Origin of the sequence: Rahnella sp. AA, assembly GCF_002834385.1 — a bacterium.
Classification (GTDB): Bacteria; Pseudomonadota; Gammaproteobacteria; order Enterobacterales; family Enterobacteriaceae; genus Rahnella.
The window spans coordinates 217218-241020 of the sequence record NZ_PITQ01000008.1 but is presented as its reverse complement, the minus strand read 5'-3'; the positions used below and the strand labels follow the sequence as shown (position 1 = coordinate 241020).

Below are 23803 nucleotides of genomic sequence, written 5' to 3'. Positions count from 1 at the left end.
TAATCTGCTAACATTATTAAAGCTGTGGTTACCCCGCCACGGCTTTATAACTTCAAGGAGAGCACATGCCGTACCCGGTTGATTTACATATGCATACTGTCGCCAGCACGCACGCTTACAGCACACTGCATGATTACATTGATGAAGCAGCAGAAAAGGGTATTAAGCTGTTTGCCATCACGGATCATGGCCCTGATATGGCCGATGCGCCGCATTACTGGCACTTTATGAATATGCGGGTGTGGCCGCGTCTGGTTAACGGCATTGGCATCCTGCGCGGGATCGAGGCGAATATCAAAAACATCAATGGCGACATTGATTGTACCGGTCCGATGCTCAATGAAATCGACGTGATTATTGCCGGTTTTCATGAGCCGGTGATGCAACCTGTTGATAAAGAAACACACACCGCTGCAATGATTGCGGCGATGGCCGGGGGGGAGGTGCATATTATTTCGCATCCGGGTAACCCGAAATACCCGATTGATATTCCGGCCATCGCGGCGGCTGCTGCGAAATACAATGTGGCGCTGGAGCTGAATAACTCATCCTTTATCCATTCACGTGTGGGAAGTGAACCCAATTGCCGCGCGATCGCGCTGGCGGTGAAAGAGGCGGGGGGCTGGCTGGCGCTGGGGTCGGATTCGCATATTGCGTATTCGCTCGGCGGTTTTGAGCATTGCGAACGCATTCTGCGTGAAATTGATTTCCCGGAAGACCGGATTCTGAATGTCAGCCCGCGCCGTTTTCTCGATTTTCTGGAAAAGCGCGGCCGTGCCCCCATTGCCGAATTAAGTGAACTGTGACATTGTCGCGTCCACATTGCCGGGGATGACTCCTTTACTTCGACTTATCAGGTTACTGTTATGAATGAATTTTCTATTGTCTGCCGCGTGCTGGGTACCTTGTTCTACCGTCAGCCGCAGGATCCGTTGCTGGTTCCGCTTTTTGGCCTGATCCAGGACGGTAAACTGCGTGAGCACTGGCCGCTTGAGCAGGACGCACTGTTAGTCCGTTTGCAGCAAAGCGCGAATCCCGAAACGCTGGCGGGTGAATTTAACCATTTATTCGTTGGTCCGGAATGCGCCGTTTCCCCGTTCCGCAGCGATTATGTCGAAGGCGCAAATGAAATGGATGTCCGCACTTTTCTGCAACAGCGTGGAATGCCGTTAGGGGAGTCGCCTGCAGATCATTTCGGCGCTATGCTGCTGGCCGCGTCCTGGCTGGAAGATCAGTCTCAGGAAGATGAAGTCAGCGCGCAGATCACCTTGTTTGATGAGTTCCTGTTCCCGTGGTGCGGTAAGTTCCTGGGTAAAGTAGAAGCCCATGCGACCAGCGGTTTTTACCGCACGCTGTCGGAAATCAGCCGCGAAGCTTTGCAGGTGATGCGTGATGAACTCGAGGAACAACTGCCGCCGGATTTGGAAGACGCCGAAGAGGACGACCAGTAATTTTTTGAGATACACATGAAAAAGCCCGGCGGTGAGTCACCACGCCGGGCTTTTTCATGGCCGGTTCCTGAGGATTAGTCGGTAAACGGAATCACCAGTTCACCAGGTTTGACTTCAATCCCTTTCGCCAGTTTTTTCGCCATTGCTTCGCCTTTGCTGTGCTCGCCATTAAGCACATAAGCCGGACGCTGGTTGAAATAGGTATTCAGCGAGTTATTCAGATAAGGCATCAGGCCTTTCATGACGCTGTCCATTTTTTCCGGTTTGATGGTGTAATCCGTCACCTGCATGTCTTTGAGGAAAATCGCGCCTTTTTCACGGTCATAACTCGGATGTGCTTTCAGCGTCAGACGCATATCGGCCTTCTGCGGGCCGAACAATGACGAGATATCGACATGGGCATCACCGGTCAGGATCGCAACACCCGGCTCTGCGCGGCCAATCTGGCTGCTGAGGTTTGTCAGAACCAGTTTCGCATCGACCAGCCCCGGTACACCTAACTGCTTCTCGAAGTTATTATTCTTTTGCAGGTAGTCGTTGACCTGCTGTTCACTGATTGTGTACTGCGTCAGCTGGTTGCAACCTGCCAGCAGGCTGGCAGCAATCAGCATTGCGGCACCTAAAAATCGCTTTGTCATTCTTCCCTCATTACCTGAACACTATTTTGTCAGCATGACCGCGAAACGGCATGGTTCCTATCGGACAACGCTGATTAGCCTAAGTGCTCAGGGATAAGAAGAAAAGGAAAAAGAGCCGGAAGCGGGCTTCCGGCTGAAAAGACTTAGCTGGCGAGGCGGGTGAAGAGATTGACCTGAGTCTGTTTCGCCATATTGTCGCGATAAGCCAGAACGCGTGAAGGCCAGTCAATGCCCTGAACGATCGACAGTGAACGCAGCACCGGCCACAGGTGAATATCATCTTCAGAAAGCTCACCATTCACCGCGTTGGGCTCAGCGATCAGCTTGTCGAGTGCGCGTAAATCCTGGCTGATTTTTTTCACCAGTCCCTCTGAATGTTTCAGATGCTCCTGAAAATCGCCGCTGGCGGCCTGTTTTTTGTCGGAGAAGTACTTACGCGCTTCTGGCGTGGAGAACTCCTCCAGCGGCGCGGCCGCAAAACGAGGCAGCAGCAGACGACCCATATATTCAGAAACATGACGCAGCCAGGTCGCAATAGACGCATTCAGCGGGCCGGTCAGCAGCGGTTTGCCATCACTTTTGTCGATGTAATGCACTATATCCATGCTCTCCGGCATGAATCCGCCATCTTCTTTTTGGAGGATTGGCACCATCTTTTTGCCGACCATCGAAATGGGCGTTTTTTCGTCGTCGTTCAGCAGAACTTTGATTTCAACCGGGATGTTATTCAGACCGAAAATCATGCGTGCTTTTACGCAAAAAGGGCAATGTTCGTAAACGTAAAGTCTCATAGTTCATAGCTCCTGTTATTGCCGGCGGTGACCTGTTGTAGGGTGCGTGAAAACTGCCGGATGTAGGTTCGGATTTAATCTAACGCTATGATTCAGTATGGGCAAATGAGGAAGGGAGATCAAACCGCATCCCGTGGAACGCGGTTTGCATCAAGCTATTAGCTGCCGCTCAGCATGGCCGGTTCAATGCGACGCAGATTGAACTGCCAGTACAAACCGCTGAGGGTGATGAGCCCGACAACGCCCAGTAAAAACCACGGTAATTCAGGTAATTCAAGCGCACGGCCAGTGTCGTACATCCAGCCACCGCCGGTATAACCAATCACACCGCCAAGCGCCAGCCCGAGGCGGCTGAAACCCATATAGCTGCCGCGCGCGCGGGAATCTGCCAGCGAAGCGCTGAGAGTTTCACGGGCAGGTTCTGCGATAATTGAGCCGATATAGAAGAAACCGATCAGCAGCAGCAGCGGGTTGATCGACGTCACCAGTCCGACCGGCAGAAGGCTGAGTGTCATGATCAGCAGGCCAAACATCAGACGTTGCTCAAGGCGAAAACGTTTTTCGCTCCAGCGGGCAATCGGATACAGCAGCGTCAGCGAAAGCACGGCCTCGATGGCGTACATCCATTTCACCGCAGACGGGCTGCCGGCAACGTCATTGACCGCAATAGGTAACATCAGCATGACCTGCACGGTCAGCATGTAATAACCGGTGAGCGTCAGCACATAGGCGAGAAAACGGCGGTCGCGCAGCACGCGCATCATGCCTTCACGCATCGGGGTACGCAGGGTGGAAATCCGGTAAGCCGGCAACAGCCAGGCGTTGCTGGCCGCCGCCAGACAAAAGATGCCTGCACCGGCCCAGCACACATAATGGAAATCATATTGCAGCAACCAGCTACCGATAAGCGCACCAATAACCGCTCCGGCACTGTCTTGCATCATCATCAGGGAGAAAAACCGGCCGCGCTCATGCGGGCGTGTCAGTTTGATGACCAGCGCAGTGCGCGGCGGGTCAAACAGCGTGCCCCCCAATCCGGAAAGAATACAGGAGCAGACTAAAATCCACGGTTCATCGGCCATCGCCATGGTGGCAAAACCCGCAGCACGTAACAACATACCGGTGATAATCATCGGTTTGGCACCGAACCGGTCGGCAATCGCCCCGCCAAAAATGCCTAATCCTTGCTGAGTTAACTGCCGGACACCCAGCGCCAGGCCGACGGCCATCGCGGCCCAGCCAAGCTGATCGACAAATCGGATCGAGATCAACGGAAAAACCACGAAAAAGCCTAAAATAACCAGCGCGTTGTCTAATAACAGAAAATATTTACCCAAGCTCCGAGCTTGTGATACCAGAGACATGCTTCACCATGAGCGATTATTTGTACCCTGTCCGGCGGATACAGAAAGGAGAAAAGACCGTTCCAGTCTGAACTGGAATCTGGCAATTAGATAGGGCGCTATTGATAATATTTTTTTATCGTCAAGCCGCGTTCTGACTGGCAGAATTAGCGGTGATCTGTCGTTTCCTATAAATTCTATTTATCGACCCATGCGGGATGTGGAGGGAAGGGATGTTTGGCTACAAATCTGCCGTGCCAAAGGTGCGGCTTACCACTGACCGGATGGTCCTGCGTTTGGTTCACGACCGGGATGCGCACCGGTTAGCTGAATACTATGCTGAGAACCGGGCGTTTCTTAAACCCTGGGAACCGGTCAGGGACGAAAGCCATTGTTATCCCTCCGGATGGCAGGCTCGGCTGGGATTAATTACCGAGATGCAGAAACAGGGGAGCGCCTACTATTTTATTTTGCTCGATCCTGATGAAAATCGTGTGATGGGCGTGGCGAATTTCAGCAACGTGCTGCGTGGCTCTTTTCACGCTTGTTTCCTGGGCTATTCGCTGGGTCAGGAATGGCAGGGGAAAGGGCTGATGCAGGAAGCCTTGCAGTCGCTGATCCGCTATATGCAGCGCCAGCAAAAGATGCACCGCATTATGGCGAATTACATGCCGCATAACAGACGCAGCGGTCAGCTTCTGGAGCGTCTCGGCTTCGAACGCGAAGGCTATGCGAAAGACTATTTGCTGATCGACGGCAAATGGCAGGACCATGTACTGACTGCGCTGACCTGGCAAGAATGGACACCCCCGTCCCGATAAGGAGAGCAACATGAAACATGAACTCAGCGCCCGGGAGGCGCGGGTGGTGGGCTGTTTACTGGAAAAACAGCTCACGACGCCGGAACAATATCCGATGACGCTCAACGGGCTGACGACCGCCTGCAATCAGAAAACCAACCGTGAGCCTGTGATGGAGTTGAGTGAAAGCGATGTTCAGCAAACGCTGGATCTTCTGCTGCGCAAACACTTTATCCGCACCCTGAGCGGTTCCCGCACCATGAAGTATGAACATCGCTTCTGTAATTCCGAATTCGGCAATCTCAAGTTTTCCCCGCAGGAGGTGGCTATCGTCACCACTTTATTACTGCGCGGCGCACAAACGCCGGGCGAACTGCGCACCCGCACCAACCGCCTGCATGATTTTTCTGACGTTGCCGAAGTTGAGCAGACCCTGACAGACCTGACTCACCGCGAAGATGGCCCGTTCTGTGTGCGTCTGGCGCGTGAGCCGGGCAAACGTGAAAACCGGTTTATGCATCTGTTTAGCGGCGAAGTCAGCAATGTGGCTGGCGCGTCTGAAGAACCGTTGTTCAGCGCTGCGGCGACGGAAAATTCAGATCTGGCAACCCGTGTCGAAGCGCTGGAGGCGCAAGTTGCTGAACTGAAACAGCGTCTGGAAAACCTGCTGCAACATCTGGCCGATTAAAGGAGTACGTCGTGAGTAAATTACGTATAGGGGTTGTCGGGCTTGGGGGGATTGCGCAAAAAGCATATCTGCCGGTTCTCAGCCATGCGGAAAAATGGACACTGGTCGGAGGTTTTTCCCCGAATCAGCAAAAAGCACAAGCCGTCTGCGACAGCTATCGCATGGCCTGTTTCTCACGCATAGATGAGCTGGCGAACCAGTGTGATGCCGTCTTTGTCCACAGCAGCACGGCGAGCCATTTTGAGGTCGTCGGGCAATTGCTGGCGCAAGGTGTGCATGTTTATGTTGATAAACCCCTGGCGGCGGAGCTAGAGCAAGCGCAACAGCTGGTTGAACAGGCACATAAGGCAGGTAAGGCCCTGATGGTCGGGTTTAACCGCCGCTTTGCACCGTTGTATCGTCAGCTGAAAGGCCAGATGCAGGACGCGGCGTCCTTGCGTATGGATAAGCACCGTACGAACAGCGTCGGGCCAAATGATCTGCGTTTTACGTTGCTGGATGATTATCTGCACGTTGTCGATACGGCGCTGTGGCTGGCGGGCGGCAATGCCACCCTGGAAAGCGGGCTGATTCAGATTAATGAAGCTGACCAGATGATTTATGGCGAGCATCATTTCCTGTGCGGAGAAACGCTGGTGACGACCTCAATGCACCGCCGCGCCGGGACATTCCGCGAAAGCGTGCAGGCGGTTACCGAAGGCGCCGTTTATCAGCTTGACGACATGCGGGTCTGGCGCGATGAACGCGATGATATTCTGACCCAGCAACCTGTTGCTGGCTGGCAAAGTACGCTGGCGCAGCGCGGTTTTGCCGGCGCAATTGAGCATTTTGTCGATTGCGTCTCGAACCATACCGCCCCTGAAACCAGCGGCGAACAGGCGATTTACGCGCAGGCCATGATCGAAAAAATTCTGCAAAACTGAGTGAAAGCCGCACAGGACGGTGCGGGTAACAATCTATAACAACTGCCGTTGGCTATTGCATGGCGGATGCGTAGACTAAGCGCATCTTTGAGCCATGCCGGTTCATCTTTCACGCCTGCTGATGCAGGCGTGGTTGTTTAACTGACTGATTTAAAAACTAACCGGCGAACAAGAACAGTGACATGAATCTACTTAAATCTTTGGCAGCCGTCAGTTCCATGACGATGTTTTCACGTGTATTAGGCTTTGCCCGCGACGCCATTGTGGCGCGCGTTTTTGGCGCCGGCATGGTGACCGATGCCTTTTTTGTGGCGTTTAAGCTGCCCAATTTATTGCGGCGCATTTTTGCCGAAGGGGCATTTTCACAGGCCTTCGTTCCGATTCTTGCCGAGTACAAAACCCAGCAGGGCGAGGAAGCCACGCGGACGTTCATTGCTTACGTTTCCGGCTTGCTGACGCTGGTGCTGGCGATTGTCACCGTGCTTGGTATGCTTGCCGCGCCGTGGGTGATTTATATTACGGCTCCCGGTTTTGTGGATTCGCCGGATAAATTTGCACTGACCAGTTCGCTGCTGCGCATCACGTTCCCGTATATCCTGCTGATATCGCTGGCCTCTCTGGTCGGGGCGATACTCAATACCTGGAATCGTTTCTCGATACCGGCCTTTGCGCCGACGTTTCTGAATGTCAGCATGATCGGTTTTGCGCTGTTCGCCGCACCCTATTTCCATCCGCCGGTGCTGGCGCTGGCCTGGGCGGTCGTGGCGGGCGGATTATTGCAACTGGGGTATCAGCTCCCGCACCTGAAGAAAATCGGCATGCTGGTGCTGCCGCGCCTGAATCTGAAAGATGCCGGTGTGTGGCGCGTCATGCGCCAGATGGGACCCGCGATTCTGGGGGTTTCCGTCAGCCAGATTTCGCTGATTATTAACACGATTTTCGCGTCGTTTCTGGTCTCTGGCTCCGTTTCGTGGATGTATTACGCTGACCGCCTGATGGAGTTCCCTTCCGGGGTGCTGGGTGTGGCGCTGGGGACGATTTTACTTCCGTCGCTGGCACGCAGTTTCTCCAGCGGTAACCATGCGGAATATAACCGGCTGATGGACTGGGGCTTACGCCTGTGTTTCCTGCTGGCGCTGCCAAGTTCTGTGGCACTGGGGATTTTGGCAAAACCGCTGACCGTTGCGTTGTTCCAGTACGGTAAGTTCAGTGCTTTTGATGCCTCAATGACGCAAAGAGCGCTGGTCGCCTATTCCGTCGGCCTGATGGGGCTGATTGTCGTGAAGGTTCTGGCCCCTGGTTTCTATTCGCGTCAGGACATCAAGACGCCGGTGAAAATCGCTATTATCACTTTGCTGATGACGCAGGTGATGAACCTTGCATTCATCGGGCCGCTCAAACACGCGGGGCTTTCTCTCTCGATCGGCCTGGCTGCCTGCCTGAACGCGTCGCTGCTTTACTGGCAACTGCGTAAGCAGGATATTTTCCAGCCACAGCCCGGGTGGAAAATTTTCCTGATTAAGCTGTTCGCCGCAGTGATTGTGATGTCGGCAGCGCTGCTGGGCACAATGTGGCTGATGCCAGCATGGGATGTTGGCGGAATGGCCTATCGTCTGGCACGTCTCGCGGCGGTTGTTGTGGTCGGTGTGGTGGCGTACTTCGCCGTGCTCGGTTTGTTAGGGTTCCGTGTGAAAGAGTTTGCCCGACATTAATCCGGCAATTGCCGGGTTAATTGCAGAAACAGAAAAGGGCGCTAAGCGCCCTTTTTTAATGTCTGAGGATGATGACTTACATACGCTCTACGGTTTCGATGCCCAGCGTATCCAGACCGGTTTTCAGCGTGCGCTGGGTTAACAGTGCCAGTTTCAGGCGGCTGTTACGGCTGGTTTCATCTTCTGCGCTCAGGATCGGGCAGTGTTCGTAGAAGCTGGAGAACAGGCCTGCAACGTCGTAGAGATAGGCGCACATGGTGTGTGGTGTACCTTCACGGGCAACAACGGTCAGCACTTCTTCAAATTGCAGCAAACGGGTAGCCAGCGCGGCTTCACGTTCTTCACTCAGCACGACCGGCTGAGTCAGGCTGTTAACGTCAATCTCTGCACGTTTAAAAATGGATGCCACACGGGTGTAGGCATACTGCATATATGGCGCCGTATTGCCTTCAAAGGCCAGCATATTGTCCCAGTCGAAGATGTAATCCGTGGTGCGGCTTTTTGACAGATCCGCGTATTTGATTGCGCCGATACCGACCGCGTTGACCAGATTTTCCAGTTCGCCGGCATCTTTCAGTTCCGGGTTCTTTTCAGTGATCAGCTTACGTGCACGATCAATCGCTTCATCCAGCAGGTCTGACAGTTTTACCGTACCGCCTGAGCGGGTTTTGAACGGTTTGCCGTCTTTACCCAGCATCATGCCGAACATGTGGTGCTCAAGCGTCACGGAGTCTGGCACATAGCCCGCTTTACGCGCGATGGTCCACGCTTGCATCAGATGCTGGTGCTGACGTGAGTCGATATAATACAGGACGCGATCGGCCCCCAGCGTTTCGTAGCGGTATTTCGCACAGGCGATATCGGTGGTGGTGTACAGGTAGCCGCCATCTTTTTTACGGATGATGACGCCCATCGGGTCGCCTTCTTTATTTTTGTATTCATCAAGATAAACGACAACCGCGCCTTCGCTGTCCACCGCCAGGCCTTTTGCCTGCAGGTCTGACACGATACCTGGCAGCATGCTGTTGTACAGGCTTTCACCCATCACATCGTCTTCGGTCAGGGTAACGTTCAGGCGGTTATAGGTCAGCTGGTTTTGTTTCATGGTCACATCAACCAGCTTGCGCCACATCTGCAGGCAGTATTCGTCTCCGCCTTGTAATTTCACCACGTAACCGCGGGCACGCTCGGCAAAAGCTTCGTCTTCATCGTAGTTTTTCTTGGCAGCGCGGTAGAATTCTTCGAGGTCTGCCAGATTCATATCCCCGGCATTTTCGTTCTGCACTTTTTCCAGATAGGCGATCAGCATGCCGAACTGGGTGCCCCAGTCGCCGACATGGTTTGCGCGGATCACTTTATGCCCGAGGAATTCATTGGTACGCACGGCTGCGTCACCGATGATAGTGGAACGGATGTGACCTACGTGCATTTCTTTCGCCACGTTAGGCGCAGAGTAATCAATGACGATGGTTTGCGGTTCAACAGGCGTGATCCCCAGTCTGTCATCATTCAGCGCGCTGTCTACATGCGCACCGACAAACACCGGATCCAGGAAGATGTTGATGAAACCCGGTCCGGCAATTTCGATTTTATTCGCAATACCGTTCAGATCTAAGAGCTCAACCACTTTCTCTGCCAGTTGTCGTGGCGGCATACCGAGTTTTTTCGCCACGGACATTACGCCATTAGCCTGATAGTCGCCAAACTGAGCTTTGGCGGACTGACGGACCTGCGCTTCGCTGTCGGCGGATGCGCCAGCAGCGATCAGCGCCTGGCTGACTTTATCTGAAAGGAGTGACTGAATATTCACCGGATTACCTTATAATTTATCCCCGTCATCCTTCGCGCTGCCTCTGCGTTAGCTGCCTTCGCGAACCCCGGTCACATACTGATGTATGCTCCCGGGGAATTCACTCAGTTGCTGCCTTGATGCAACCCGAATGATTTAGGGGAAGAATGTAGTTGTTTACTGGTTATACGCTTTTAACGGATTAACCGAAAATGATGCGTGTTTATATCATATTAGCCTTGCGGAGTCAGTATTGCCGCACGTCCGGGCAGCATGAAAGCGCGATTCTGCGGCATGTCTCTGGCAACCGGATGAAAGGCTGTGTAAATTACCCGCCCCGGAAGATCAGCAAACGAAAAAGAGATAGGATGCCTGCTATGAACCATGTGCCTGAGTTACAGGATTTAGTCGAGGATATGTCGCGTTTTGTCAGCGTTTTGAAGGCATTCGCGGCAAAGTTGCAGATCAATCTGGGCGAATTTCATGCTGATCACATTTCAGTGCGCTGCCATCAAAATACAACGGCAGATCGCTGGAGATCCGGGCTGGAAAAATGTGGCAGCCTGCTCAATGAAACCCTGATTAACGGGCGGCCAATCTGCCTCTTTACGCTTGATGAACCGCTGACTGTCGGGCCACTGAGCATTGACCTGGTTGAATTGCCTTATCCGGGGGATAAGCGCTATCCGCACGAAGGCTGGGAACATATTGAGATTGTGCTGCCGGGCGTTGAAGAAGAACTGTATACGCGGGCGCTGGCTTTGATTGCCGATGAAGCGCTGATGACGCCCGGAATAAAATTGAAACAAAGTTCGCCGAAGGGGGAAAATGAGCGTTTGCCTAACCCTACGCTGGCCATCACCGACGGAGCGGTCACCATCAAATTCCACCCGCACAGCTTGCGGGAAATTGTCGCCAGCGAAAGGGAAGAGGGTTAACGCCGGAATTTTTCCAGCGCGGCGTCCATCCGGTCCAGCGCTTTTTCCAGCAGGCTGCGCTGACAGCCGAAATTGATGCGCACGCACATCGGTGCGCCAAACTCGGCCCCGCCGGAGAAGCCCACACCGGCTTCGACAAAGAAACGGTAGGGATCTTCCACCGGCAATGCGCTGGCATCAATCCAGCCGAGATAAGTGCCTTCCGGTGCCAGCATGCGCAGACCTGGCATGGCGTTAATTCGAGAAGTTGCTAAGTTGCGATTTTCGCGCAAATAGCCGAGCTGTGCGTTTAGCCACGCTTCGCCGTCACGATAGGCCGCGGTCGCCGCGACGTATGCCAGAATATTGACGTGTGGCACAATGCCTTTGCTGGTGTCTAAAAATTTTCGGCGCAGTGACGGGTTCGGTATGATCGCCAGCGATGCGCCCAGACCGGCAAGGTTAAAGGTTTTCGAAGGCGAGATGAGAGTGATGGAACGTTGTTCTGCGTCAGCATTCAGTGAGGCAAACGGAATATGCTGCAGGCCGGGTTCGAGGATCAGATCACAATGAATTTCGTCTGAACACACCACCAGACCGTGGCGTTTGGCGAATGCCAGCTGTTCCCGTAATTCTTCGCGGCGATAGACCGTTCCGCCCGGATTATAAGGGTTACAGAGCATCAGCAGCTTTTCGTTGCCATCAAGACGACTTTCGGCGGCGGCAAAATCTGCCACCCAGCGTTGATGTCGTTTGACGACCGGAACGGATTTAAATTGCCGGCCTTCGGATTGTGCGGCCTGCATGAAAGGGGGGTAAATGGGCACCGGCATCAGGCTGCTTTCGTGAGGGGCAACGTTGGCGCACACGGCCACATTCAGCCCGCAGACCAGGCCCGGAAGCCAGACAATCCATTGCGGCTGAATCGCCCAGCCATAACGGTCAGCCATCCGTTTTACCACCAAATCAATCAGCTCCGGTGGCGTAATACCGTAACCAAAGACGCCTTCGGCCACGCGTTGTTGCAGTTCATTAATCACCTGGGGTGGAGACTTGAAGTCGGTATCGGCTACCCAAAGTGGAATGACATCCTGATTATTGTATTTATTCCACTTAACGCTATCACTGTGACTGCGGTCTACCCGCAAATCAAAATTGAGTGCCATAGTTAGCTTTCCTAAGCAGGCAGTTGGGCGGGAATGCTCATGTCAAAGCCTACGCGACATGGCCGGTTACAGACAAGTGTTGTAGCATAATGCCGTTATCAGGAGAGGTCACATGACTAAATTAGAAGTGTGCTGTTACAGCGTGGACTGTGCGTTAACAGCAGAGCAAGCCGGGGCAGATCGCGTTGAATTATGCGCAAGCCAGGCCGATGGCGGCATTACGCCGAGTTACGGCACCCTAAAACTGGCGAGGGAAAAAGTGACGATCCCTGTACACCCGATTGTACGTCCGAGGGGGGGTGACTTTTGCTATAGCCAGAGTGAATTTGACGTTCTGAAAAGCGATATTGCCTGTATTCGTGACATGGGATTTCCGGGGCTGGTTGTCGGCATGCTGGACGCGGAAGGGCACATTGATATGCCACGGATGTGGGAAATCATGGCGCTGTGTACGGATATGGACGTGACATTCCACCGTGCTTTCGACATGTGTCTGAACCCGAAGATTGCGTTAGAGCAGTTGACTCAGTTAGGGGTGGCGCGCATTCTGACCTCAGGGCAACAGCAAAATGCAGAAGTCGGTTTGCCGATGCTTCGGGAACTGAATCAACTGACGCGTGGTCCTATTATTATGGCGGGCGCGGGAGTGCGTCTGACGAACCTGCAAAAATTCGTGGATATCGGTCTGACCGAATTACACAGCTCGGCAGGGCGTCAGGTTAAATCTGCCATGCGTTACCGCAAAGCAGGTGTCACCATGAGTTCTGACACTGACTTTGATGAATTCAGTCGTTATTGCGTGGACGGCGATATTGTTGCCGCAATGAAAAGTACATTGCAGTTTGACGATGAAATATCCCGTACGGCGTGATAATCCAAATCGAAACGTCCTGAAAACAGTTTCAGGTTCAGACAGATTTAACCGGGTCACACGACCCTTATTGCGTCGCCCTGCGCAAGTACCAGGCCCCGTCACATTGGCGGGGCTTTTTTTATTCTACATTGCGGTTTTCAGAGGGTTTTGATGCTGTTTCAATCAGCGTGACCAGGTGTTCAATGGCGTCATTAGCCGGGGTCGGGTTATCGCTTCCGACTACATTGCGGCGTAAAGACTCGACAACTTCATTTTTTACATCGGGAAGACTGACTGAAATAGACGCGATGCTGAATGCAATTGCGGCTTCCAGGGCCTGTGCCGTGCGCAGAAGAACGTCCGGATTGTCGTGGGAATCAGACATTTTATAACCTTGTCATTAGTGTGGTTATAAAGAGTAGCATTTCTTTTACATTAAAAAAGGGTTTGGTGATTAAAAAACAGACAGGTGTGATGATTTAGTCAGAAAATCGTCAGCCCCAGGTAAGCAATGCGACGCCAAACATGCCCGCTTTTACCACCAGACACATCACAAAAAGACCTAAAACAATCACTGCACGATCAAAAAGAAATCGGATTCTTCGGCGCATACTTTTCTCCGCGACAGGTTCGCGTTCTGATGAATAAGTTTGGCCAAATTTATACACGAAATGCTATGAATCAATCCAACGATAACGCATGAAAACAGGAAGCTTTACAAAGGCCTGATGCGTTCAGGCCTCAGCCCGGACGAGAAGGGCTAAAAAGGTGAATAAATTCGGGAGGGGTATGTGAGTCAGAAGTGCGCTGGCTACTTTTCGTAGAAGTTTTTAATTTTGATGGCAACATCAATGTTGGCCCAGTGTAATTCATCTTCTCTATGCAGACTGCTGCTGCCATCTTCCCAGGAAACGTAATATGAGACGATTTCCTTGTCGGATTCAAACGTATTCATCACGGTGCCTTTGATATCGCCGGATCTGTGTTGAACGATACTACCTTTAGGGAATTTCATACATCCTCCCAAAACGTTAACCACGATCTCTGTCAGAACAAACAGATAGCCATTTCGAAAGGTTAGACCTTTTTAATCCCGAATGTACAGAGTGGCGGGGCAGAAAACCGGAGAAAAATGCAGCAGAAGGTTTCCGCCAGGCCGTGCGCCCGGCGGAGGAGACAGGCCTAAGGCTTGCGTGCGATAAGCAAGGCACGGCGCGGTGCCGGATACCCTTCAATGGTTTTGGTCGGATCGTTGGGATCGAGGAATTCGGCCAGAGATTCGCTGGTCATCCAGTCCGTACGGCGCTGCTCTTCCAGCGTAGTCACACTGACATCAGCAATCCGGACATCCACAAAACCACATTTAATCAGCCAGTCTTTCAACGCTTCGGCGGAAGGAATGAAGTAGATATTCCCCATCTGTGCGTAACGGTCACCCGGCACCAGCACCTGCTGACTGTCACCTTCGACAACCAGCGTTTCCAACACCAGCTCACCTTCGCTGACCAGTTGATTTTTCAGCTGATAAAGATGGTCCAGCGGCGAACGGCGGTGATAAAGCACGCCCATCGAGAATACGGTGTCAAAGGCGTTCAGCTCAGGGAGTTGTTCGATGCCCAGTGGCAGCAGATGCGCGCGCTGGTCGCCGCCCAGTAATTTACGCACGGCTTCGAACTGGCACAGGAAAAGTTGCATCGGATCGATACCGACGGCCAGATGCGCGCCCGCGCCAATCATGCGCCACATGTGGTAACCGCTGCCGCAACCGACGTCTAAGATCGTACGGCCCGCCAGAGAAGAAATGTGTGGAAGTACGCGATCCCATTTCCAGTCCGAGCGCCATTCGGTATTTATTTCAACGTCATACAGCGAAAACGGCCCTTTACGCCACGGCATCATATTGCGCAGCAGATTTTCAATGCCTTCTCGCTGACCAGCGGGCAGGGGAATTTCCATATTGGCGGAAACGCTGTGCAATAAATCCAGACGTTCAGGCTGTAACAGCGGCAGGCGGTCAACCGAGTTAAACCATAGTTTGAATTTACCGTGCAGCGACTCTTTCTGCCATGCAGTGAGTTGTGAAGGCAAAGTGTTAAGCCACGGGCTCAGTGGCCCTTTGGCAATCACACGGTAAAAATCACCAAAATCAATCATTCGGCTTCCCCGGCTTTCACGGCAATCAGTGAGCCGAAGTTAAAACACTGGAACCACAGTTCTGTATGCTGGAAACCGGCCTGATGCAGGCGTGCTTTGTGGGTTTCGACAGAATCGGTCAGCATGACATTTTCAAGCATGCTCCGCTTCTGGCTGATTTCCAGCTCGCTGTAGCCGTTTGCGCGTTTGAAATCATGGTGCATATTGAAAAGCAGTTCGCCGACATCTTTATCTTCGAAACTGAATTTTTCCGACAACACCAGCGCCGCGCCCGGACGCATCCCCTGATAGACCTGATTTAACAAGCGCTGGCGATCGGCCGGTTCGAGGAATTGCAGCGTAAAGTTCAGCACAACCATTGAGGCATTTTTCAGCTCAATATCCAGAATGTCAGATTCAATGACGTTTACCGGCGTCTCGGCGCGAAACGCATCGATATGACGGCGGCAGCGTTCCACCATGGCAGGAGAGTTATCGACCGCAATAATTTCACAACCCTGAACCTTAATGTTGCGGCGCATAGATAATGTGGCGGCACCCAGCGAACAACCCAGGTCATAAACATTTGTACCGGGCTGAACGAACCGCTCAGCGAGCATGCCAATCATCGAAATAATGTTGGAATAACCCGGAACAGAACGCTGGATCATGTCGGGGAAAACTTCAGCGACGCGCTCATCGAACGTCCAGTCGCCGAGCTTATCTATAGGTGCAGAAAAAAGCGTATCGTGGTTTGCCATAGTGGTGAGTCAGGCCAAAAAAAAGTGTAGGTAAAAAGTTGAGGGCAGATTTTAGCAGATACTGGCGCAGGCAGATACCTGCGCGGGAATGTTAACTGTAAACGACCGGAGGGAAACGCGGGGCGATCAGTCAAAGGCCAGAAATTGCGACCATGGCAGGTAGATAATATTGATGATAACCATCAGAACAAGCGAGATATACGTGGCGGCCATGCCATTGCGACGCCAGGTAAATTCGCGGTTTTTCAAACCATAATAATGGAATAACCGGCCCAGGATCAGCAGTGAACCACAGGCGTGTACTGTCCAGATTGCGGCACCGTTCATTTCCATAAACAGCAATAATAAACAACCGATAGGCAAATATTCTACGGCGTTGCCGTGTACACGGATGGCGGTTTGTAATTCGTAAGAACCGCCGTCGCCGGTCGCAATGCGGTATTGCATCCGCAGGCGGACAACATCGAAAGAGAGCTTAATTAAAAGTATGGCGGCAAGCACGACGTATAACGCGCTAATCATGGTGACTTCCTTGGTTATTCCCTGTGATCCGGCGGAACCGGGTTTTTCCGCTGCGCCGCTATGATAACGGGATGCCGTAAAACTGTCGTCAGGAAATCATGAAAATTCTCAGAACAAGGTGTCCTGCTCCGGCCAGTCTGGCTCAGGCTGAACGGTCGGGATTTTCGCCTGCAGCAGGGGCCACAGACTGCGAGCCTGCTGTGGTGCGTCGGTGCAATCTGGCGTGTGGATAAACAAATAAGGAGAAAGCCCCTGTGTTTCCCACGCCGCAAGTTTGTCTGCCCACTGTGAGAATAATGGCCGGTTATCGTCCAGAATATCACCGCCGATAAAACGCACGATAGGGCGCGTTGCAGTCACGACGGCGTGCAGCGGCAGGATCGGTTTTTTACGTTTTGCGTCAAGCACCGCTTCGGTCCGTGATTTTGAGCTGTGAACAGGGCGGCTGTCGAGAATGGTGCGGTTAATTCCGCGCTGATGTAATCCCTGATTCAGCGCCCGTTCGGCATCACCTTTAGCGAAAAAATCCTTATGACGCACTTCAACGCCGTAATCAAAACCGGCGGGCAGGGCATCCAGAAATTGCCATAAACGCTCGAGATGCACGGGAGCAAAGGTCGCCGGAAGCTGCAGCCAGAGCTGGCCGATGCGTTCGCCCAGCGGTTCCAGCGTGCGGTAAAACGTATCCACATCTTCCTGGCAGTTTGCCAGCGCCGCTTTATGGCTGATGGATGACGGGAATTTGAAACAGAACCGGAAGGATTCGGGCGTCATATCGCGCCAGCGCATCACGACGTCCTGTTTCGGCAACGCATAAAACGTGGTGTTGCCTTCGACACAATTGAAATACCGGGCGTAATCAGCCAGATCGCGAAGCCCGATGCGGGCCCACGCGTTGTGGTGCCATTGCGGTAAGCCAATATACATGCCGTGCTTCCTCTGATTTTTCCATAAAAAACGCCGCCCGGGAGGCGGCGTCAGGGATATCCGGCAGGGTAACGTTACTGCGGCAGTGCGGCAAGCACTTCGGCGGTTGAACGTACGCGGCTGATACGCGGGAAGATAAACTGCACGCTGGACTGATGATGGTCGTTGTTGTGCGCGCTGCACGCATCTTCGGCGATCACCAGCTCATAGCCGTGTTCCCAGGCGTTACGGGCTGTGGATTCCACACCGATATTGGTGGAAATACCGGCCAGCACGATGCTTTTAATCCCACGGCGGCGCAGCTGTAAATCCAGATCTGTGCCATAGAACGCGCCCCACTGGCGTTTTATGACCAGCAGATCTTTGTCAGTGACGCCCAGCTGTTCCGGGAATTCCCACCAGCTAGCGGGCAGGCCGCCTTCCGGTGCGGCTGCCGGGATATCAACCGGCTGTTTCAGCGCTTCGTCAAAAGAGTCAGACCAGCCCACGCGAACCATCACCACCGGAGAGCCCAGCTTACGGAAACGGTTTGCCAGCTCAGTGGCGTTGTCCAGAACCTGCTGCGCGGTGTGCGGGCCGCCGGCAAATGGCAGAATGCCTTTCTGTAAATCGATCAGCACTAATGCGGTCGTTTTAGGGTCGAGTTTCATGGTGTTTAGCTCCCGGTTATCAAAAGGGGTAAATAGAGGCAGGAATAATGAACTGCGTGTACAAAGGGGATAGCCGGAGTCTATGCTAACGCGTGGATCGAAATGGGGATAATTTTGTTAAATTATGTGTAGCAAGCAACAGGTGTGAATTTCCGCGCCAGCCTTGATGCGTTCGCACTTATCCTGCGGCGGAAATTCCTTTATAATAGCCGCCTTTTTTCGACCCGAATAAAACCCATTCCGCGCGCTGCACAGTTTTGCGGCGGGCGACCAGAGTGAATAACCGTTTCTGTACCTGTGTGCCATTAGGCCGGGTAGTGGGATCAAAAGGATACCGTTATGCGTACTGTATATTGTGGAAAGCTGAATGCGTCCAATGTGGGCCAGGAAGTGACATTGTGTGGCTGGGTTAACCGTCGCCGCGATTTGGGTGGTTTGATTTTCATCGATATGCGTGACCGCGAAGGTATCGTTCAGGTCTTCTTCGACCCGGACCAGGCAGAAGCTTACAAACTGGCTTCTGAACTGCGTAACGAGTTTTGTATTCAGTTAACCGGTACCGTGCGTGCACGTCCTGAAAGCCAGTTCAACAAAGACATGGCGACCGGTGAAGTGGAAGTATTCGCAAATCAGCTGAACATCATCAACCGTTCAGAAGCGCTGCCGCTGGACTCCAACCACGTCAACACCGAAGAAGCGCGTCTGAAATACCGCTATCTGGACCTGCGCCGCCCTGAGATGGCTAACCGCCTGAAAGCGCGTGCAAAAATCACCAGTTTCGTGCGTCGTTTCATGGACAGCCATGACTTCCTCGACATCGAAACCCCGATGCTGACCAAAGCCACGCCGGAAGGCGCGCGTGACTATCTGGTGCCAAGCCGTGTGCATAAAGGCAAGTTCTACGCATTGCCGCAATCCCCGCAGCTGTTCAAACAGTTGCTGATGATGTCCGGTTTCGACCGTTACTATCAGATTGTAAAATGCTTCCGTGACGAAGATTTACGTGCTGACCGTCAGCCAGAATTTACCCAGATCGACGTGGAAACCTCTTTCATGAGCGCTGAGCAAGTGCGCGAAGTGATGGAGAAACTGGCCCGCGAACTGTGGCAGGAAATCAAAGGCGTGGATCTGGGCGATTTCCCGATCATGACCTTTGCAGAAGCCATGCGTCGTTTCGGTTCAGACAAACCTGACCTGCGTAACCCGATGGAAATGGTTGATGTTGCTGACCTGATGAAAAACATCGAGTTCAAAGTGTTCGCCGATCCGGCTAACGACCCGAAAGGTCGCGTGGCGGCATTGCGCGTACCGGGCGGCGCACAGCTGAGCCGTAAGCAAATCGACGAGTACGCGAAATTCATCGAAATCTACGGTGCGAAAGGCCTGGCTTATATCAAAGTCAACGAAGTTGCCAAAGGTCTGGAAGGCATTCAGAGCCCGGTTGCGAAGTTCCTCAATGCAGATTTGTTGTCTGCTCTGATTGAACGTACCGGTGCGCAAGACGGAGACATGATCTTCTTCGGCGCAGCCAGCGCGAAAATTGTGACTGACGCAATCGGCGCACTGCGTCTGAAAGTGGGTCGCGACCTGAAAATCACCAACGAAGATATGTGGGCTCCGCTGTGGGTTATCGACTTCCCGATGTTTGAAGACACCGACGAAGGCGGTCTGAGCGCTATGCACCACCCGTTCACCGCACCGAAAGAAATGACGGCGCAGGAACTGGCGGCGAACCCGGTTTCTGCAATTGCGAACGCGTACGACATGGTCATCAACGGCTACGAAGTGGGCGGCGGTTCCGTGCGTATTCACCGCAGCGAAATGCAGCAGACCGTGTTCAGCATTCTGGGCATTAACGAACACGAACAGCGCGAGAAATTCGGCTTCCTGCTCGACGCCCTGAAATACGGCACACCGCCACATGCCGGTCTGGCATTTGGTCTGGATCGCCTGGTCATGCTCCTGACCGGTACGGATAACATCCGTGACGTTATCGCCTTCCCGAAAACTACGGCAGCGGCCTGTCTGATGACCGAAGCACCAAGCTTCGCGAATCCGGCCTCTTTGCTGGAACTCGGTATTGCGGTGGTCGCGAAAAAAGAAGTGACACCAGACACAAATACAGAGAATAACTAATGAGCTATAAGCGTCCTGAGTCGATACTGTGCGTCATCTACGCCAGAAACACCGGCAGGGTGCTGATGCTCCAACGAAAGGATGACCCGAATTTCTGGCAGTCGGTGACCGGCAGTCTGGAAGGCGAGGAATCCCCGAATCAAACCGCGCAGCGTGAAGTGATGGAAGAGGTCGGCATCGACATCGCAGGTGAAAACCTGCCTCTTCAGGATTGCGACCGCTGCGAGGACTTTGAAATATTTGCGCATTTGCGCCATCGCTATGCTCCCGGCGTAACCCGTAATAAAGAACATTGGTTCTGTCTGGCGTTACCCGACGAGCGTGATGTGGTTCTTACCGAACATCATGCGTTCCGGTGGCTCGGAAAAACGGAAGCGGCAGCGCTGACCGTCTCCCCGAGCAACCAGCAGGCGATTGAAGAATTTGTAAACTATTCGGTCTGTTAAGACTTTAGACTTTTTGGAGATATTTATGGCAGGTCACAGTAAGTGGGCCAACACCAAGCACCGCAAAGCGGCGCAAGATTCTAAACGTGGCAAAATCTTCACCAAAATCATTCGTGAGCTGGTTACCGCTGCACGTCTGGGCGGCGGCGATGCGGGGTCAAACCCACGTCTGCGTGCTGCAATTGATAAAGCACTGTCCAACAACATGACCCGCGATACCCTGAACCGTGCCATTGCGCGTGGCGTCGGGGGTGACGACGACACCAACATGGAAACCATCATTTATGAAGGTTACGGTCCGGGTGGTTCGGCGATCATGGTGGAATGTCTGAGTGACAACCGCAACCGTACCGTGGCTGAAGTGCGTCATGCCTTCACCAAAACTGGCGGTAATCTGGGCACTGACGGTTCCGTTGCGTATCTGTTCTCCAAGAAAGGCGTGATTTCTTTCGCACCGGGTCTGGATGAAGATGTGCTGATGGAAGCCGCGCTGGAAGCGGGCGCAGAAGATATCCAGTCTTACGACGATGGCGCCATCGACGTATTCACTGCCTGGGAAAATCTGGGCGAAGTGAAAGATGCACTGGAAGCTGCCGGTTTCAAAGCAGATTCCGCAGAAGTCACCATGATCCCATCGACCAAAGCCGACATGGATGCAGAAACTGCACCAAAACTGTTGCGCCTGATCGACATGCTGGAAGATTGTGACGACGTACAAGAGGTTTACCACAACGGTGAAATCTCCGACGAGATCGCAGAAACTCTGTAATCTCACCGCAGCCGGTGGTCTCCACCGGCTGGCTATTCTGAAATCCCTCAGCAGTTTATACTGTCCCCAACTTTCTCAAAAAAACGACAACACAAGGCGTTGAGCGGCTATGGCTATTATTCTGGGGATCGACCCCGGTTCACGCATCACCGGCTATGGCATTATCCGCCAGACAGGGCGTCAGCTAAGCTATCTGGGCAGCGGTTGTATCCGTACCGTCGTTGACGATATGCCGGGGCGTTTGAAATTAATTTATGCCGGCGTTTCGGAAATTATTACGCAGTTTCAGCCTGACTTTTTTGCCATCGAATCGGTGTTTATGGCGAAAAATGCGGACTCCGCGTTAAAGCTCGGCCAGGCGCGCGGCGCGGCGATTGTGGCCGCCGTGAATCAGGATTTACCGGTGTTCGAATACGCCGCGCGGCAGGTGAAACAAACGGTTGTCGGCACCGGCGCTGCCGAAAAATCGCAGGTTCAGCACATGGTGCGTTCTATCCTGAAACTGCCTGCCAATCCGCAGGCCGATGCCGCCGATGCGCTGGCGATTGCGATTACGCATTGCCACATGAGCCAGAATGCGATCCGGCTAAGTTCTGATAAATTGCAGATGGCGCGCGGACGTATGCGATAGACGCCGCAAGTCCATTAGGCTGGATATTCATCCAGCCTTTTTTATGATATAAACACTGCTGCTTTTGACCTGATAAGGAAAATGAACGTGATAGGCAGACTTCGAGGCATTATTCTGGAAAAACAGCCACCTCTGGTGCTGCTGGAAACCAACGGCGTGGGCTATGAAGTCCATATGCCGATGACCTGTTTTTACGAATTGCCCGAACTGGGTCAGGAAGCCATCCTCTTCACGCAATTTATCGTTCGCGAAGATGCCCAACTGCTCTACGGGTTCAATGATAAACAAGAGCGCGCGCTGTTCCGTGAACTGATCAAAGTGAACGGCGTCGGGCCAAAGCTGGCGCTGGCTATTCTGTCAGGCATGTCGGCACAACAGTTTGTCAGCGCAGTGGAAAAGGAAGAAATCACTGCCTTAATTAAATTACCTGGCGTCGGTAAGAAAACCGCAGAACGCCTGGTCGTGGAAATGAAAGACCGGTTTAAAGGATTAAACGGTGATCTATTTAACAATCATACTGATATCACGCTACCTGCATCGGCGTCGAAAACGAAAGAATCTGATGCCGAAGGTGAAGCAGTAGCCGCCCTGATATCCCTCGGATATAAACCGCCGGAAGCCAGCCGCATGATCAGCAAAGTGGCGAAGCCGGGTGCAGAATCCGAAACGTTGATTAGAGAAGCGCTGCGCGCGGCGCTGTGAGGTAAACGATGATTGAAGCTGACCGCCTGATTTCTTCTGAAGTGTTTAGTGAAGAAGAAGTCATTGACCGTGCGATCCGCCCGAAGCTGCTTAACGAATACGTCGGGCAGCCCCACGTGCGCTCGCAGATGGAAATCTTTATTCAGGCGGCCAGGCAACGCAAAGACGCACTCGATCACCTGCTTATTTTCGGGCCGCCGGGGCTGGGTAAAACCACGCTGGCGAACATCGTTGCTAACGAAATGGGCGTGAATTTGCGGACCACCTCCGGGCCTGTGCTGGAGAAAGCTGGCGATCTGGCCGCGATGCTGACCAATCTCGAACCTCATGACGTGCTGTTTATCGATGAAATCCACCGCCTCTCGCCGGTTGTCGAAGAAATTTTGTATCCGGCGATGGAAGATTATCAGCTGGATATCATGATTGGTGAAGGCCCGGCGGCGCGTTCTATCAAGCTTGATTTACCCCCGTTCACCCTGATTGGTGCCACGACGCGCGCCGGTTCCCTGACGTCTCCGCTGCGTGACCGTTTCGGTATTGTGCAGCGTCTGGAGTTCTACCAGGTCGCCGATTTGCAGCACATCGTCGGGCGCAGTGCGTCCTGCCTCGGGCTGGAATTGTCGGAAGAAGGGGCACATCAGATTGCCCGCCGCTCACGTGGCACGCCGCGTATTGCCAACCGCCTGCTGCGCCGCGTACGTGACTTTGCCGAAGTGAAAGGCGACGGCACGATCAACGGGGATGTGGCAAATGGCGCGCTGGATATGCTGGACGTTGATGCGGAAGGCTTCGATTATATGGACCGCAAACTGCTGCTGGCGATTATCGATAAGTTCACCGGCGGGCCGGTGGGGCTGGATAACTTAGCCGCCGCGATTGGCGAAGAACGTGAAACGATTGAAGACGTGATCGAACCGTTCCTGATCCAGCAGGGCTTTATCCAGCGCACCCCGCGCGGACGTATGGCGACTAACCATGCGTATAAGCATTTCGGTATTACGCGGGAAACTGAATAACAGCCTATCTGAACCCTGTAAAAACGGACGCTGATGCGT

At 53.2% G+C, this 23803-nt stretch carries 26 protein-coding genes; 14 read left to right on the top strand and 12 right to left on the bottom strand.

Features of this window, described 5'->3' with window-relative positions:
- The first annotated feature begins 65 nt into the window (after positions 1 to 65).
- Both CWS43_RS19470 and CWS43_RS19465 read left to right on the top strand, forming a co-directional pair.
- Positions 66 to 806 carry a phosphatase gene (locus tag CWS43_RS19470; protein ID WP_101078732.1) on the top strand — a complete coding sequence of 247 codons (741 nt, stop codon included), beginning with the start codon at positions 66 to 68 and terminating at the stop codon, positions 804 to 806.
- Positions 807 to 866: 60 nt separating this feature from the next.
- Positions 867 to 1451 (top strand): molecular chaperone, encoded by a 585-nt coding sequence (locus tag CWS43_RS19465; RefSeq protein WP_101078731.1) that lies wholly within the window; start codon positions 867 to 869, stop codon positions 1449 to 1451.
- 74 nt (positions 1452 to 1525) lie between these two features.
- On the opposite strand, the gene CWS43_RS19460 is transcribed toward CWS43_RS19465, so the two are convergent.
- From CWS43_RS19460 to mdtH, 3 genes are all read right to left on the bottom strand, one after another.
- Complete coding sequence (locus tag CWS43_RS19460; RefSeq protein WP_101078730.1) at positions 1526 to 2089, bottom strand: lipoprotein; 564 nt, start codon at positions 2087 to 2089, stop codon at positions 1526 to 1528.
- Positions 2090 to 2232: 143 nt separating this feature from the next.
- Positions 2233 to 2880 carry a glutaredoxin 2 gene (gene grxB / locus CWS43_RS19455; protein ID WP_101078729.1) on the bottom strand — a complete coding sequence of 216 codons (648 nt, stop codon included), beginning with the start codon at positions 2878 to 2880 and terminating at the stop codon, positions 2233 to 2235.
- Positions 2881 to 3038: 158 nt separating this feature from the next.
- Positions 3039 to 4244: a multidrug efflux MFS transporter MdtH gene (mdtH, locus tag CWS43_RS19450; protein ID WP_101078728.1), complete on the bottom strand. Its 1206-nt coding sequence runs from the start codon at positions 4242 to 4244 to the stop codon at positions 3039 to 3041.
- Between the two features lie 212 nt (positions 4245 to 4456).
- Here mdtH and rimJ point away from each other — a divergent pair, with 212 nt between their 5' ends.
- The 4 genes from rimJ to murJ all read left to right on the top strand — a co-directional run bounded on the left by rimJ (position 4457) and on the right by murJ (position 8346).
- Entirely contained in the window at positions 4457 to 5044 is a 588-nt protein-coding gene (rimJ, locus tag CWS43_RS19445; protein ID WP_101078727.1) for a ribosomal protein S5-alanine N-acetyltransferase, read from the top strand.
- Positions 5045 to 5054: 10 nt separating this feature from the next.
- Complete coding sequence (locus CWS43_RS19440; RefSeq protein ID WP_101078726.1) at positions 5055 to 5711, top strand: DUF480 domain-containing protein; 657 nt, start codon at positions 5055 to 5057, stop codon at positions 5709 to 5711.
- 11 nt (positions 5712 to 5722) lie between these two features.
- Entirely contained in the window at positions 5723 to 6634 is a 912-nt protein-coding gene (locus tag CWS43_RS19435; RefSeq protein ID WP_101078725.1) for a Gfo/Idh/MocA family protein, read from the top strand.
- Between the two features lie 182 nt (positions 6635 to 6816).
- Complete coding sequence (gene murJ / locus CWS43_RS19430) at positions 6817 to 8346, top strand: murein biosynthesis integral membrane protein MurJ (protein WP_101078724.1); 1530 nt, start codon at positions 6817 to 6819, stop codon at positions 8344 to 8346.
- Between the two features lie 76 nt (positions 8347 to 8422).
- Here the strand turns inward: murJ and argS are convergent, their stop codons facing one another.
- Complete coding sequence (gene argS, locus CWS43_RS19425) at positions 8423 to 10156, bottom strand: arginine--tRNA ligase (RefSeq protein WP_101078723.1); 1734 nt, start codon at positions 10154 to 10156, stop codon at positions 8423 to 8425.
- Between the two features lie 347 nt (positions 10157 to 10503).
- Between argS and CWS43_RS19420 the strand changes: the two genes are divergently transcribed.
- A complete protein-coding gene (locus CWS43_RS19420) occupies positions 10504 to 11073 on the top strand; it encodes a VOC family protein (RefSeq protein WP_198555876.1) in 570 nt (189 codons plus the stop codon).
- Here CWS43_RS19420 and CWS43_RS19415 read toward each other — a convergent pair.
- On the bottom strand, positions 11070 to 12218 hold the full coding sequence (locus CWS43_RS19415) for a MalY/PatB family protein (RefSeq protein WP_101078721.1): 1149 nt from the start codon (positions 12216 to 12218) through the stop codon (positions 11070 to 11072). The genes CWS43_RS19420 and CWS43_RS19415 overlap by 4 nt on opposite strands.
- A gap of 112 nt (positions 12219 to 12330) precedes the next feature.
- Between CWS43_RS19415 and cutC the strand changes: the two genes are divergently transcribed.
- Entirely contained in the window at positions 12331 to 13089 is a 759-nt protein-coding gene (gene cutC, locus CWS43_RS19410) for a copper homeostasis protein CutC (RefSeq protein WP_101078720.1), read from the top strand.
- A 121-nt stretch (positions 13090 to 13210) separates the two neighbouring features.
- On the opposite strand, the gene CWS43_RS19405 is transcribed toward cutC, so the two are convergent.
- From CWS43_RS19405 to CWS43_RS19375, 7 genes are all read right to left on the bottom strand, one after another.
- Positions 13211 to 13456, bottom strand: a complete 246-nt coding sequence (locus CWS43_RS19405) for a hypothetical protein (RefSeq protein ID WP_101078719.1) — start codon at positions 13454 to 13456, stop codon at positions 13211 to 13213.
- A 426-nt stretch (positions 13457 to 13882) separates the two neighbouring features.
- On the bottom strand, positions 13883 to 14086 hold the full coding sequence (locus CWS43_RS19400; protein WP_101078718.1) for a hypothetical protein: 204 nt from the start codon (positions 14084 to 14086) through the stop codon (positions 13883 to 13885).
- Positions 14087 to 14253: 167 nt separating this feature from the next.
- A complete protein-coding gene (cmoB, locus tag CWS43_RS19395) occupies positions 14254 to 15225 on the bottom strand; it encodes a tRNA 5-methoxyuridine(34)/uridine 5-oxyacetic acid(34) synthase CmoB (RefSeq protein ID WP_101078717.1) in 972 nt (323 codons plus the stop codon).
- Positions 15222 to 15965, bottom strand: a complete 744-nt coding sequence (gene cmoA / locus CWS43_RS19390) for a carboxy-S-adenosyl-L-methionine synthase CmoA (RefSeq protein ID WP_101078716.1) — start codon at positions 15963 to 15965, stop codon at positions 15222 to 15224. Before cmoA ends, cmoB begins: the two co-directional genes overlap by 4 nt.
- 126 nt (positions 15966 to 16091) lie before the next feature.
- Positions 16092 to 16487: an MAPEG family protein gene (locus CWS43_RS19385; protein ID WP_101078715.1), complete on the bottom strand. Its 396-nt coding sequence runs from the start codon at positions 16485 to 16487 to the stop codon at positions 16092 to 16094.
- A 108-nt stretch (positions 16488 to 16595) separates the two neighbouring features.
- On the bottom strand, positions 16596 to 17414 hold the full coding sequence (locus CWS43_RS19380) for a DUF72 domain-containing protein (protein ID WP_101078714.1): 819 nt from the start codon (positions 17412 to 17414) through the stop codon (positions 16596 to 16598).
- A 74-nt stretch (positions 17415 to 17488) separates the two neighbouring features.
- Positions 17489 to 18064 carry a hydrolase gene (locus tag CWS43_RS19375; RefSeq protein WP_101078713.1) on the bottom strand — a complete coding sequence of 192 codons (576 nt, stop codon included), beginning with the start codon at positions 18062 to 18064 and terminating at the stop codon, positions 17489 to 17491.
- A gap of 339 nt (positions 18065 to 18403) precedes the next feature.
- On the opposite strand from CWS43_RS19375, the gene aspS reads away from it, so the two are divergent.
- The 6 genes from aspS to ruvB all read left to right on the top strand — a co-directional run bounded on the left by aspS (position 18404) and on the right by ruvB (position 23764).
- Positions 18404 to 20200 carry an aspartate--tRNA ligase gene (gene aspS / locus CWS43_RS19370; RefSeq protein ID WP_101078712.1) on the top strand — a complete coding sequence of 599 codons (1797 nt, stop codon included), beginning with the start codon at positions 18404 to 18406 and terminating at the stop codon, positions 20198 to 20200.
- A complete protein-coding gene (gene nudB / locus CWS43_RS19365; protein ID WP_101078711.1) occupies positions 20200 to 20646 on the top strand; it encodes a dihydroneopterin triphosphate diphosphatase in 447 nt (148 codons plus the stop codon). The genes aspS and nudB overlap by 1 nt, the downstream gene beginning before the upstream one ends.
- A gap of 25 nt (positions 20647 to 20671) precedes the next feature.
- Complete coding sequence (locus CWS43_RS19360; RefSeq protein ID WP_101078710.1) at positions 20672 to 21415, top strand: YebC/PmpR family DNA-binding transcriptional regulator; 744 nt, start codon at positions 20672 to 20674, stop codon at positions 21413 to 21415.
- Between the two features lie 109 nt (positions 21416 to 21524).
- Positions 21525 to 22046 carry a crossover junction endodeoxyribonuclease RuvC gene (gene ruvC / locus CWS43_RS19355; protein WP_015696865.1) on the top strand — a complete coding sequence of 174 codons (522 nt, stop codon included), beginning with the start codon at positions 21525 to 21527 and terminating at the stop codon, positions 22044 to 22046.
- A gap of 87 nt (positions 22047 to 22133) precedes the next feature.
- Positions 22134 to 22748: a Holliday junction branch migration protein RuvA gene (gene ruvA / locus CWS43_RS19350; RefSeq protein ID WP_101078788.1), complete on the top strand. Its 615-nt coding sequence runs from the start codon at positions 22134 to 22136 to the stop codon at positions 22746 to 22748.
- An 8-nt stretch (positions 22749 to 22756) separates the two neighbouring features.
- A complete protein-coding gene (gene ruvB / locus CWS43_RS19345; RefSeq protein ID WP_101078709.1) occupies positions 22757 to 23764 on the top strand; it encodes a Holliday junction branch migration DNA helicase RuvB in 1008 nt (335 codons plus the stop codon).
- Positions 23765 to 23803 lie beyond the last annotated feature (39 nt).

What these genes read in the sequence shown, in the direction of transcription:
- murJ (WP_101078724.1), top strand. Translation starts at nt 6,817, where the DNA reads ATGAATCTACTTAAATCTTTGGCAGCCGTCAGTTCCATGACGATGTTT.
- CWS43_RS19420 (WP_198555876.1), top strand. Translation starts at nt 10,504, where the DNA reads ATGCCTGCTATGAACCATGTGCCTGAGTTACAGGATTTAGTCGAGGAT.
- grxB (WP_101078729.1), bottom strand. Translation starts at nt 2,880, where the DNA reads ATGAGACTTTACGTTTACGAACATTGCCCTTTTTGCGTAAAAGCACGC.
- ruvB (WP_101078709.1), top strand. Translation starts at nt 22,757, where the DNA reads ATGATTGAAGCTGACCGCCTGATTTCTTCTGAAGTGTTTAGTGAAGAA.
- CWS43_RS19460 (WP_101078730.1), bottom strand. Translation starts at nt 2,089, where the DNA reads ATGACAAAGCGATTTTTAGGTGCCGCAATGCTGATTGCTGCCAGCCTG.
- CWS43_RS19375 (WP_101078713.1), bottom strand. Translation starts at nt 18,064, where the DNA reads ATGAAACTCGACCCTAAAACGACCGCATTAGTGCTGATCGATTTACAG.
- CWS43_RS19400 (WP_101078718.1), bottom strand. Translation starts at nt 14,086, where the DNA reads ATGAAATTCCCTAAAGGTAGTATCGTTCAACACAGATCCGGCGATATC.
- CWS43_RS19440 (WP_101078726.1), top strand. Translation starts at nt 5,055, where the DNA reads ATGAAACATGAACTCAGCGCCCGGGAGGCGCGGGTGGTGGGCTGTTTA.
- CWS43_RS19360 (WP_101078710.1), top strand. Translation starts at nt 20,672, where the DNA reads ATGGCAGGTCACAGTAAGTGGGCCAACACCAAGCACCGCAAAGCGGCG.
- CWS43_RS19470 (WP_101078732.1), top strand. Translation starts at nt 66, where the DNA reads ATGCCGTACCCGGTTGATTTACATATGCATACTGTCGCCAGCACGCAC.
- rimJ (WP_101078727.1), top strand. Translation starts at nt 4,457, where the DNA reads ATGTTTGGCTACAAATCTGCCGTGCCAAAGGTGCGGCTTACCACTGAC.
- cmoA (WP_101078716.1), bottom strand. Translation starts at nt 15,965, where the DNA reads ATGGCAAACCACGATACGCTTTTTTCTGCACCTATAGATAAGCTCGGC.
- CWS43_RS19385 (WP_101078715.1), bottom strand. Translation starts at nt 16,487, where the DNA reads ATGATTAGCGCGTTATACGTCGTGCTTGCCGCCATACTTTTAATTAAG.
- CWS43_RS19380 (WP_101078714.1), bottom strand. Translation starts at nt 17,414, where the DNA reads ATGTATATTGGCTTACCGCAATGGCACCACAACGCGTGGGCCCGCATC.
- nudB (WP_101078711.1), top strand. Translation starts at nt 20,200, where the DNA reads ATGAGCTATAAGCGTCCTGAGTCGATACTGTGCGTCATCTACGCCAGA.
- mdtH (WP_101078728.1), bottom strand. Translation starts at nt 4,244, where the DNA reads ATGTCTCTGGTATCACAAGCTCGGAGCTTGGGTAAATATTTTCTGTTA.
- CWS43_RS19405 (WP_101078719.1), bottom strand. Translation starts at nt 13,456, where the DNA reads ATGTCTGATTCCCACGACAATCCGGACGTTCTTCTGCGCACGGCACAG.
- aspS (WP_101078712.1), top strand. Translation starts at nt 18,404, where the DNA reads ATGCGTACTGTATATTGTGGAAAGCTGAATGCGTCCAATGTGGGCCAG.
- ruvC (WP_015696865.1), top strand. Translation starts at nt 21,525, where the DNA reads ATGGCTATTATTCTGGGGATCGACCCCGGTTCACGCATCACCGGCTAT.
- cutC (WP_101078720.1), top strand. Translation starts at nt 12,331, where the DNA reads ATGACTAAATTAGAAGTGTGCTGTTACAGCGTGGACTGTGCGTTAACA.
- CWS43_RS19415 (WP_101078721.1), bottom strand. Translation starts at nt 12,218, where the DNA reads ATGGCACTCAATTTTGATTTGCGGGTAGACCGCAGTCACAGTGATAGC.
- cmoB (WP_101078717.1), bottom strand. Translation starts at nt 15,225, where the DNA reads ATGATTGATTTTGGTGATTTTTACCGTGTGATTGCCAAAGGGCCACTG.
- CWS43_RS19465 (WP_101078731.1), top strand. Translation starts at nt 867, where the DNA reads ATGAATGAATTTTCTATTGTCTGCCGCGTGCTGGGTACCTTGTTCTAC.